The 11426-nt window shown below is 43.6% G+C and carries 10 protein-coding genes; 4 read left to right on the top strand and 6 right to left on the bottom strand.

From position 1 onward, the window contains the following. Positions 1-87: 87 nt before the first annotated feature. From B4033_RS11745 to rlmE, 5 genes are all read right to left on the bottom strand, one after another. Entirely contained in the window at positions 88-402 is a 315-nt protein-coding gene (locus B4033_RS11745) for a DUF5713 family protein (RefSeq protein ID WP_004892021.1), read from the bottom strand. Between the two features lie 105 nt (positions 403-507). Continuing rightward, entirely contained in the window at positions 508-1362 is an 855-nt protein-coding gene (folP, locus tag B4033_RS11740; RefSeq protein ID WP_286834191.1) for a dihydropteroate synthase, read from the bottom strand. Positions 1363-1438: 76 nt separating this feature from the next. Continuing rightward, positions 1439-2053, bottom strand: a complete 615-nt coding sequence (locus B4033_RS11735) for a GNAT family N-acetyltransferase (RefSeq protein WP_286834190.1) — start codon at positions 2051-2053, stop codon at positions 1439-1441. 108 nt (positions 2054-2161) lie between these two features. After that, on the bottom strand, positions 2162-4051 hold the full coding sequence (gene ftsH, locus B4033_RS11730) for an ATP-dependent zinc metalloprotease FtsH (RefSeq protein WP_286834188.1): 1890 nt from the start codon (positions 4049-4051) through the stop codon (positions 2162-2164). Positions 4052-4180: 129 nt separating this feature from the next. After that, positions 4181-4831: a 23S rRNA (uridine(2552)-2'-O)-methyltransferase RlmE gene (gene rlmE / locus B4033_RS11725; protein ID WP_048882412.1), complete on the bottom strand. Its 651-nt coding sequence runs from the start codon at positions 4829-4831 to the stop codon at positions 4181-4183. Between the two features lie 196 nt (positions 4832-5027). On the opposite strand from rlmE, the gene yhbY reads away from it, so the two are divergent. Together yhbY and B4033_RS11715 are read left to right on the top strand one after the other, a co-directional pair. Next, positions 5028-5351 (top strand): ribosome assembly RNA-binding protein YhbY, encoded by a 324-nt coding sequence (gene yhbY / locus B4033_RS11720; RefSeq protein ID WP_004814942.1) that lies wholly within the window; start codon positions 5028-5030, stop codon positions 5349-5351. 11 nt (positions 5352-5362) lie between these two features. Then, on the top strand, positions 5363-5902 hold the full coding sequence (locus tag B4033_RS11715; RefSeq protein WP_071320231.1) for a DOMON-like domain-containing protein: 540 nt from the start codon (positions 5363-5365) through the stop codon (positions 5900-5902). 425 nt (positions 5903-6327) lie between these two features. Here B4033_RS11715 and B4033_RS11710 read toward each other — a convergent pair whose 3' ends face one another. Then, the gene (locus B4033_RS11710; RefSeq protein ID WP_286834185.1) at positions 6328-6819 is read right to left on the bottom strand and encodes a hypothetical protein; all 492 of its coding nucleotides are present in this window, start codon (positions 6817-6819) and stop codon (positions 6328-6330) included. Between the two features lie 308 nt (positions 6820-7127). Here B4033_RS11710 and carA point away from each other — a divergent pair, with 308 nt between their 5' ends. Further along, positions 7128-8270 (top strand): glutamine-hydrolyzing carbamoyl-phosphate synthase small subunit, encoded by a 1143-nt coding sequence (carA, locus tag B4033_RS11705; RefSeq protein ID WP_286834184.1) that lies wholly within the window; start codon positions 7128-7130, stop codon positions 8268-8270. A 13-nt stretch (positions 8271-8283) separates the two neighbouring features. After that, a partial coding sequence (gene carB, locus B4033_RS11700) for a carbamoyl-phosphate synthase large subunit (protein WP_286834183.1) occupies positions 8284-11426 on the top strand: 3143 nt, incomplete at its 3' end.

Genomic DNA, 11426 nt, shown 5'->3' with positions numbered 1-11426 from the left:
GAAACTGCTGGATGAAATTTATTATAAAAATTTTAAAGAAGCATTTTTAGATCATTAAAAAAAGCCCTGTGAAAACAGGGCTTTTTTTTACCATTCGCGGGTAGCGACCAGTTCTTCCATTTCAACTTCGAAGTATCCCTGTTCCTGCACCACCATCATCATGGCTTCAGCAATATAATCTGCTGCGGTATCATCTAAAGAGGAATCCAGGTCTTCGAACTGCGGCTTCATTTCATTGATTTCTGCCACAGTCGCATTGGCAAACTGATAAATCTCATATTCAGATAAACCAGATTTTGTCACTTTTTTGGCAAAACGTTCGATGTGCTGCTTTACTTCAGCAACCAGAATATCGGGATAATATTCATCATCGAACATTGGGAGAAGTAAATCTGCAAACATTACAGGCACTCTAAAACTATAACTAAAAATTAAGCGTGCCCTATATACCATATTGCCGCTTAAAAGCCAAACAGCACGCCGCCTAACATGCAATCTAGCCAACAATTAAACCGCGGCTTGCATTGCCTTCCAGACCTTAATCGCATCTGCTGTCGCTTTAACATCATGTACACGTACCATGCAGGCACCTTGTTGAATACTTAGCAAGTGTGCTGCTACTGACCCCACTGCGCGTTCTACGGCTTCTGCTCCATCCAGCACCTGTCCAATAAAGCGTTTACGTGACAACGCCGACAATATTGGATAACCAAGTTGAGTTAGTTTGTACAATTCATTCAGTAGTTTCAGGTTCTGTTCAGCATTTTTGGCAAATCCAAAACCGGGATCAATCATAATGTGCTCAGCTTTCACCCCGGCATCTAAAGCATCCTGCACGCGCTGTTTTAATTCCGCAATGACATCAAGCGTGACATCTTGATACTGATCCAGATTATTCATCGTAGTAGGTTCACCACGCATATGCATAATAATGACCGGAATATCCAACTCAGCAGCAGTTAGCAAGGCATTCGGTCGTGTCAGTGCACGAACATCATTCCAGATATGTGCTCCAGCTTTCACTGCAGCCTTAATCACTTCTGGCTGGGAAGTATCAATTGAAATCACGACATTGTGCTTGGCCAGTTCTTCAACCACAGGCACTACACGGCGAATTTCTTCTTTTACTTCAACCACCGATGCACCCGGACGGGTCGACTCGCCACCCACATCAATAACTGTTGCACCTTCTGCCATCATTTCTAATGCACGCGCTACTGCAGCATCTTGAGAATTATGTTTGCCCCCATCACTAAATGAATCCGGTGTAACATTCAGAATTCCCATCACATGCGGCTGGGACAGATCCAGTGTTAAGTGTTCAAATGTCCATACGCGTGGTAATAACGGCATCAGCTGCATGTTTTCATCCTAAATCCAATAACTGGCGTATTGTCGTATGGATAGCGATATAAAGCAAAGCTGAAACAAGCCAGAATTAAATTTCAAACTGCGGTTTATTTGAGTATTGCATAAGCTTAGATTGTAACTGTGATTTTACCTCTACCCATTCACTTCTTAAAATACTATAGATATAGCTATCCCGCACTGTCTGACCATCTTTACGCAACATATGACATCGAATGATGCCATCCCGTTTAGCTCCTAGAGCTTCAATGGCTTTTTGACTTTTTAGATTCAGATGATCCGTACGAAAGCCTACTACCCGAGCATTAAGCTCTTCAAAAGCATGACTTAAAAGAAGATATTTACAGACCCGATTCACATAGGTACGCTGATAACGCTGTGCATACCAGGTATAACCAATATCCACACGTGGAATTTCAGGCTTGATATCATGATAACTGGTGGTTCCAATCGCTCGACCCGATGTTAAATCAATCACAGCAAAAGCCATCCTTGTACCCTGAGCTTGTTGAACCAAAGCTTGCTGTACATATTGTTTTAATTCGCTTAAGTAAGGTACAGAATTATAAAGCACTTCGCCCAAATCTCCTTCAGCACAAGCTGCTTCTAAATCTGTAAAATGCTTCCAAGTCAGCGCTTCTAAACGTAACTGATAAATACGGGATTCCAAAACAGGTATTGTCATTTTTATTTTTGCTCATTGGTTTTTTATAGCTGAATATAGCATCACGCCAAAACAATCCAAATCATTGCCATAAAAAAACCACCCGAAGGTGGTTTTTTTATTTTCTGCTTAATTAGCTGGTAATGGCGGAGGAGTCAACGGCCCATCCTTCGGTGTTACATCAATTACAGGATTATCTGAAACATAGACCTTAGGTGGCTTAGGCTCACGACCTTCCATAATGTCTCGGATTTGCTCGCGATCAATTGTTTCCCATTCCATCAACGCTTTCACCATGGCATGCGCGATATCTTTGTTATTTTCCAGAATATCACGAGCCACTTTATATTGCTCATCGATGATACGGCGTACTTCAGCATCAACCTGCTGTTGAGTCGCTTCAGAAATCGTACGACTGCCAATGTTGCCCATAAATGACTGTTGCGAGTCATCTTCATAGACCATTACGCCTAACTTGTCAGACATACCGTATTTGGTCACCATCGCACGCGCAACTTTGGTTGCACGTTCAAAGTCATTTGAGGCACCAGTCGACATCTGGTTAATAAAGACTTCTTCTGCAATACGACCACCGAACAAGATCGAAATATCATTCAGCATTTTATCTTTGTAATGGCTGGTCTGGTCAAACTCAGGCAACTGCCAGGTTACACCTAATGCCCAACCACGCGGCATGATCGTTACTTTATGCACAGGGTCAGTACCTGGCAGCATTTCCGCAACAATTGCATGTCCTGCTTCATGGTAAGCCGTAGCACGACGCTCTTCTTCACGAAGTACCATCGATTTACGTTCAGGACCCATATACAGCTTGTCTTTAGCATCTTCAAAGTCATGCATGTCGACAGTATTCTTGTTACGACGTGCCGCGAATAATGCTGCTTCGTTTACAAGGTTTGCCAACTGCGCACCAGAGAAACCAGGAGTACCACGAGCCAAGACTTTCACATCCACACCCGTTGTAGACGGCAGTTTCTTCAAGTGAACATTCAGGATTTGTTCACGACCTTTAATGTCTGGCAAGCCAACCATCACTTGACGGTCAAAACGACCGGGACGAAGTAAGGCTTTATCCAGTACATCGGCACGGTTAGTTGCCGCGATGACGATAATCCCTTCATTGCCTTCGAAACCATCCATTTCAACCAGCATCTGGTTAAGGGTCTGTTCACGTTCATCGTGACCACCGCCTGTACCTGAACCACGGTGACGACCGACAGCATCAATCTCATCGATGAAGATGATACATGGTGCATGGCGCTTCGCCTGTTCGAACATGTCACGTACACGAGATGCACCGACACCCACGAACATTTCTACGAAGTCAGAACCGGAAATACTGAAGAATGGAACTTTTGCTTCACCTGCAATCGCTTTTGCAAGCAGGGTTTTACCCGTACCCGGAGGACCCACCATCAGGACGCCCTTAGGAATAGTTGCACCCAAACGTTTGAATTTCGCAGGATCTTTCAGGAAGTCAACGATTTCCACGACCTCCTGTTTTGCTTCATCACAACCTGCAACATCAGTAAAGGTGACTTTAATCTGGTCTTCAGACAGCATTTTTGCCTTTGACTTACCGAAGCTCATCGGGCCGTTCTTGCCGCCTGCACCGCCACCCATGTTGCGCATAAAGAACATGAATAACAAAATGATTAAGAGCACAGGAAAACTTGCAATCAGCAACTGCATCAACAAGCCTTGGCGTTGTGGTGCAGTACCTTCAACAACCACATTGTTCTTGATGAGATTTGGCATCAGTTCAGGATCCTGAACTGCCGGACGAATACTTTCAAATTCGGAACCGTTTGATTTCTCACCACGAATTCTTTCGCCATCTATTGTCACTTGCTTAATCTGGCCGTCATTCACCGCTGCAACAAACTCTGAATAGTTCATTGTTGTCGGCTGATTGCGATCACTGACGTTGCTGAAGATGAGCACCAGCACACCCAGTATCACGAGCCACAATACGGCATTCTTAAAAAGATCGCTCAAAGCTTTATTCCCATTTCCAATCTAATTTGATCATGCCCTCGCGGGTGACCTGAATTTCCAAGTTTGTTCAACTTACAATTATTAAAAACGTACAAAATGCACAATTTTTAGCGTGTTGGCAAGTAGACTTTATTTCGAAGCCTTCTTGCGCCCCTGCCCCACCAGAAAGACTTCTTTCGAGCGAGCACGCGATGCAGCAGGTTTTACCGTTTTCAGAACATCAAAACTATTAACAACTTCCTTACGGAATTCATCAAAGCCAGTGCCCTGGAAGACTTTAACAATAAACTGACCTTTAGGACCTAAAACCTTGTTGGCAAAGTCCAGGGCCAGTTCACAGAGATAGATCTGACGCGGTTGATCTACAGCCTTATTACCTGATGTATTGGGGGCCATATCGGAAATTACAACGTCTACCGTACGTCCATCTAAAATATTTAACAATTTATCGAACACTTCCTGCTCACGAAAGTCACCTTGCAGGAAGGTCACATCTGGCAGTGCATCCATTTCCAGGATATCCGATGCGATCACCAGACCTTTAGAACCGACCAGTTTACCAGCAATTTGCGACCAGCTTCCTGGCGCTGCGCCCAGATCGACAACCGTCATACCTGGTTTGATAATGCCGTATTTTTCTTGAATCTCAAGAAGTTTATACGCTGCACGTGCCCGATAACCTTCTTTTTGCGCTTTCTTCACATAAAAGTCATCGAGATGCTCTCTCATCCACGCACGACTACTTTTGGATAACTTCTGGTTGGTAATGCGTGTTGCCATAACTCTCTAAATAAAAAAAACTTCCAATTATTAATTGTACGTGAAAAACACATGATTTGCAGTATTGATCTGTATCTAAATCTAAGACAGTTGGTTGGATTTTTTATGTGATGGCACCGATTATTTCCTGAGAATATAAAGCGTTTGTTTTTTGCTTTTGCTATACTAAGCCGTTTTAAAAATCAGGTTATCTCTCATGGCGTCTTTATCTATTCAGGAACGTAAACGTTTACGTCAAATCGGACATGCATTAAACCCGGTGGTAATGCTTGGTGACAAAGGCCTGACTGAAAATGTGATCGAAGAACTTGAGCGTGCGCTGAACGACCACGAACTGATTAAAGTGAAAGTTGTGGCTGAAGATCGTGAAGCACGTGCTGTTCTCATTACTGAGATTGTTGAAGCAACAGGTGCTGAAATCGTACAAACCATTGGTAAAATCGCGTTGCTTTACAAAAAAGCGCCGAAACAGAACCAAAAACTGTCTAACCTTGTTCGCTTTGCGCACTTGTCTAACTAAGTTCAGGATCTATGGCTAGTTACGAACTGAATGCATTCGATCGTCGTTTTCAGGCCATCTCGCTGGTCGGCGCGATTGAACAGCAAGGCCCATCTACGTTAAATGTGGGTTTTTGGCTACGCGATCCAAACCAGTATGTGCTTTGGCCAGAACTGGTCGCAGCACATCCCCGTCAGGACTTCCTCTGGGAACAGACGTGTTTTGAAATTTTTATTGGGGTAAAGGACGAAGATTTTTATCGCGAAATCAATCTCTCTCCTTCTCAGGCCTGGCAAGCCTATCAGTTTGAAGAATACCGTTATCCAGAAGAAATGCCGCCACAAGCGGCTTATGATATCGACCTGAACCAGCTCAAGCGTACCCATTATGGACTCAATGTCAGCCTGGATCTAACCGATTTCATGGCCCTGAACAAGCTAAAATGGGCTGATCTATTCCTGGGCTTGTCTGCTGTATTGAAAACCCCTCAAGGCGATCAATACTATGCCATGCAGCACAGCAGTCCACAGGCAGACTTTCATAACAAGCGTGACTGGTTACATGTGTTCTAGGATGTAAATACTCTCCTGTAATACACAAATGATAAAAATATAAAAACGTGAGGCTCATCGGTCTCACGTTTTTTATTTTGCCTGAAGTTCAGGGTAAGTGGATTAGTGATGTAGTCTTGTATTTCTCTGTACTGCTGTCACAGCAGCGTAAAAAATCAGAATCATCCTAATCGCAATAATGGAAACTGCGGCCTGTAAAACACTGAGATAGCTAAAACTCAGTATTACCATGGCAAGATAGGCTAGACGGCTTTTCCAGGTTTCAAGATTTAAAACCATGATCAAGGCAAGTAGCAATATTGCCGCTATAAGATGATGTTGCATCATGACCCCCTATTTTTGTTTTATGAGTCAGTGTTGCGTCCAATACGAAAGGAGAACATAGATGCTCTCCTTCGGCTTCTTTTTTTTGTTTTGTTGCTTATTTAACTTTTTAGATCAGTTTCTTTTTCTTCGGTTTCTCCTTTTACAACGACGGGTTTAACTTTTTTCAAAACTTCAATCGTACTGTCTTTAGAGCGTTTTAGGGTATCTGCCAGATGATCCTTATGCTTGGTCGAAATCTGGGTGACATCTTCTTTTAATTCTTTACCGAGTTTTGATAGATCATCAATGACCGCATTAAATTCGGTTTTAATGAAGCTGGTCAGTTCATTCAACTCTTTTTGTGAGCCAAACAACTGCTCTTTCAGGGTATCGATGCGCTGCAGTAAATCCTGTTTAAACTGTGTTAGCTGATCAGTTACAGTATTGCTCAGTTTTTTTACTTCAGCTTCAATATTTTCTTTGCTTTCGCCAAGCGTTTCCACTGCCTGCTCTTTCGCCTCTATTGCTGCTTTTTCAAGCTGCTCGGCAGTTTCAGTGACAACGACATTCAGATTTTTTTTAGATGTTGTAGTTTTAGTTGGGGTAGCCATGTCTTTTGCCTTTAGTTATGTTTTGACGCTTTCATATTAGTAAATTCGATAAAATTTAAGACTTGATTTGTCTGACAATTATTAAATGGTTACATTTTTCAACATTGATCAAGAAACAGACTTTCAAGCAAAAAGCAAGCCATTTATCTCATACTTTTGCAGCAAAGCTATTGGACTTAGCAGGTGTTACTGCGTATAATGCCGTGTTAAGTTCAAGCGAGCAGACATAGGAGGGTAGGTTTAAAAATTAACCTTCCTTTTTTTTCGTCTACTCGCTTTTTTACAGCCTAAATTTCAGGAGCTTTGGTTTGAGCACCCCAGCAATTTTAGCCCTTGCCGACGGAACTATCTTTAAAGGTACTTCGATTGGCGCATCGGGTTGTACGACTGGTGAAGTCGTTTTCAACACTGCCATGACTGGCTATCAAGAAATTTTGACTGATCCAAGTTATGCACAGCAGCTTGTAACTTTAACTTACCCACATATCGGTAATACGGGTTGCAACGAAGAAGACGCAGAATCAGGTCGTATTCATAAAGTATGGGCAAACGGTTTAATTATCCGTGACCTTCCTTTATTACACAGTAACTTCCGTGCTGAACAATCACTAGGTGAATATCTAGAACAGCACAATGTAGTGGCTATTGCTGACATCGACACGCGACGATTAACTCGAATTTTGCGTGATAAAGGTGCACAAAACGGTTGTATCCTTGCAGGCGAAAACATCACTGAAGAAGAAGCACTTGAAAAAGCACGCGCATTCGGTGGTCTGAATGGTTTAGACCTTGCAAAAGAATGCTGTGATCCTGAAGGTTTTGAATGGACTGAAGGTTCATGGACTTTAGGTAAAGGCTTCGCTCAACCAGAATTTAAATTCCATGTTGTTGCATACGATTACGGTGTCAAAACCAACATCTTACGTATGCTTGCAGATCGCGGCTGTAAATTGACCGTTGTGCCTGCGCAAACTCCTGCTGCTGACGTACTTGCACTGAATCCAGATGGCGTGTTCTTGTCGAACGGCCCTGGCGATCCAGCTGCATGTGACTACGCAATTGAAGCTGTAAAAACAATTGTAGAAGATGCCCGCAATATTCCTGTATTCGGGATTTGCCTGGGCCACCAGATTCTTGCGCTTGCAAGCGGTGCCAAGACTGTGAAAATGCCTCACGGCCATCACGGTGCCAACCATCCTGTACAGAACATTGAAACTGGTACAGTGATGATTACTTCTCAAAACCACGGCTTCGCAGTGGATGAAAGCACCTTGCCTGAGGTATTGCGTGTGACTCATCGCTCACTGTTTGATGGTACTAACCAAGGTATCCATCGCACAGACAAACCTGCATTCAGCTTCCAGGGTCACCCTGAAGCAAGCCCTGGTCCACATGACTGCGCACCATTGTTCGATCATTTCATCGAACTTATCGAAGCATCTAAGAAGTAATTAAGGAAGCATCATGGCTAAACGTACAGACATTAAAAGTATCTTAATTATCGGTGCTGGTCCTATTGTGATTGGTCAGGCGTGTGAGTTTGACTATTCAGGCGCGCAAGCATGTAAAGCGCTTCGTGAAGAAGGCTACCGTGTTATTTTGGTGAACTCTAACCCGGCAACCATTATGACTGACCCTGCAATGGCAGATGCAACGTATATCGAACCGATTACCTGGCAGACTGTTGCAGCAATCATTGAGAAAGAACGCCCAGACGCAGTTCTTCCTACAATGGGTGGTCAAACTGCATTGAACTGTGCCCTTGCCCTTGATGAGCACGGCATTTTAGAAAAATTCAATGTTGAACTGATCGGTGCGACCAAAGAAGCGATTGAAAAAGCTGAAGACCGTAAACTGTTCGACCAGGCAATGCGTAAAATTGGTCTTGAATGTCCAAAAGCAGACATTGCCGAATCAATGGAAGAAGCTTTAGAAATTCAAGCGCGCTTCGGTTTTCCTGTGATTATCCGTCCATCATTCACCATGGGTGGTTCAGGCGGCGGTATCGCATACAACAAAGAAGAATTCATTGAAATCTGTGAACGCGGTTTCGATCTTTCTCCAACCAAACAGTTATTGATCGATGAATCATTAATTGGCTGGAAAGAATACGAAATGGAAGTTGTTCGTGACAAAAACGACAACTGTATCATTGTATGTACTATTGAAAACTTCGACCCAATGGGCGTGCACACAGGTGACTCGATCACTGTTGCGCCTGCGCAAACGCTTACAGATAAAGAATTCCAGTTACTACGTAACGCTTCTCTAGCTGTACTTCGTGAAATTGGTGTAGAAACAGGCGGTTCTAACGTTCAGTTCGGTATTAACCCGAAAGATGGCCGTATGGTTGTGATCGAGATGAACCCGCGTGTTTCTCGTTCATCTGCGCTTGCGTCTAAAGCAACTGGTTTCCCGATTGCGAAAATTGCGGCGAAACTGGCTGTGGGTTATACCCTTGATGAACTGAAAAATGACATTACTGGCGGTACAACACCTGCATCATTCGAACCTGCAATTGACTATGTAGTTACCAAGATTCCTCGTTTCAACTTTGAGAAATTCCCACAAGCTGATGCAACTTTGACAACACAGATGAAATCTGTGGGTGAAGTGATGGCCATTGGTCGTAACTTCCAGGAGTCTATGCAAAAAGCGCTTCGTGGTCTTGAAGTCGGTGCATCTGGCTTTGATGAGAAAATCGAAGCGGGTACTGAAGGCGCGCGTGAGAAAATCTTACAAGAGCTTAAAGTTCCAGGTCCTGAGCGTATCTGGTACGTGGGCGATGCATTCCGTCACGGTTTCACGCTTGATGAAGTATTTGCTGCGACGAACATCGACCGTTGGTTCTTGATCCAAATCGAAGATATCATAAAAACTGAAAACCAAATCAAAACTTTAGGTTTTGGTGATTTGAATGCGGATAACATCCGTGCATTCAAACGTAAAGGTTTATCAGATCTTCGCATTGCGAACTTGATGGGCATTTCACAAAAACAATTCCGTAAACACCGTTGGAACCTGGGCGTAACGCCAGTTTACAAACGTGTCGATACATGTGCTGCAGAATTCGAATCTGATACAGCTTACATGTACTCAACTTACGATGAAGAATGTGAAGCAAATCCATCGACTCGTGACAAGATCATGGTGATTGGTGGCGGCCCTAACCGTATCGGTCAAGGTATCGAATTCGATTACTGCTGTGTACATGCTGCCCTTGCAATGCGTGAAGACGGCTATGAAACCATCATGGTGAACTGTAACCCTGAAACTGTTTCTACGGATTACGACACCTCTGACCGTTTGTACTTCGAACCAATTACACTTGAAGATGTGCTTGAAATCGTACGTATCGAGAAGCCAAAAGGCATTATCGTTCAGTATGGTGGTCAAACACCTTTGAAACTGGCTCGTGCTTTAGAAGAAGCAGGTGCGCCAATCATTGGTACATCGCCTGATGCGATTGACCGCGCAGAAGACCGTGAACGCTTCCAGCAAATGATTCAACGCCTGCAACTTCGTCAACCAAACAACAGCATCGTAAAATCTGCTGAAGAAGGTATGGCTGAAGCATCTAAAGTAGGCTACCCACTTGTGGTACGTCCTTCTTACGTCCTTGGTGGTCGTGCGATGGAAATCGTTTATAACGATGAAGAACTTAAACGCTACCTACGTGATGCAGTTCAAGCATCAAACGAAGCGCCTGTTCTGCTTGACCGTTTCCTGGATGATGCAATCGAAGTTGACGTAGACTGTGTCTCTGACGGTAAAGACGTTGTGATTGGCGGCATCATGCAGCATATTGAACAAGCAGGTATTCACTCAGGTGACTCAGCATGTTCGATTCCTCCTTATTCTCTGTCTAAAGAGATTCAGGACGAAATGCGTCGTCAAACAATTGCAATGGCAAAAGAACTTGGTGTAATTGGTCTAATGAACGTTCAGTTTGCGGTTAAAGGCGAAGACGTTTACATCCTGGAAGTGAACCCACGTGCATCACGTACTGTGCCGTTCGTTTCTAAGTGTATCGGCGAATCTTTAGCGAAAGTTGCTGCACGTTGTATGGCGGGTCAATCTCTAGAATCTCAAGGATTCACTTCAGAGATTATCCCTGAACACTTCTCTGTAAAAGAAGCAGTGTTCCCATTCAACAAATTCCCTGGTGTTGATCCGATCCTTGGCCCTGAGATGAAATCTACAGGCGAAGTGATGGGTGTTGGTAAAACATTCGGTGAAGCATTTTATAAAGCTGTTCTAGGTGCGAACGAACGTCTACCTGGTCTTCCGACAGAAGGTGAAGTGAAACACGCATTCATTTCTGTACGTGACTCAGATAAACCTCGTGCAGCAGGTATTGCGAAACAATTGATTGACCTAGGCTTCAAGATTCTTGCAACTGATGGTACATTTAAAGTGATTAGCGAAGCTGGTCTTGAATGTGAACGCGTAAACAAAGTAACTGAAGGTCGTCCAAACATTGTGGACCGTATCAAAAACGGCGAAATCCACCTTGTAATCAATACGACTGAAGGTAAAAAAGCGCAGGAAGATTCATTCTCGATCCGTCGTTCAGCGCTTCAAGGTAAAGTGTATAACACAACTAC

Source organism: Acinetobacter sp. UBA3132 (genome assembly GCF_002364825.1).
Classification (GTDB): domain Bacteria; phylum Pseudomonadota; class Gammaproteobacteria; order Pseudomonadales; family Moraxellaceae; genus Acinetobacter; species Acinetobacter schindleri.
This window is presented reverse-complemented; position numbering and strand designations above follow the sequence as displayed.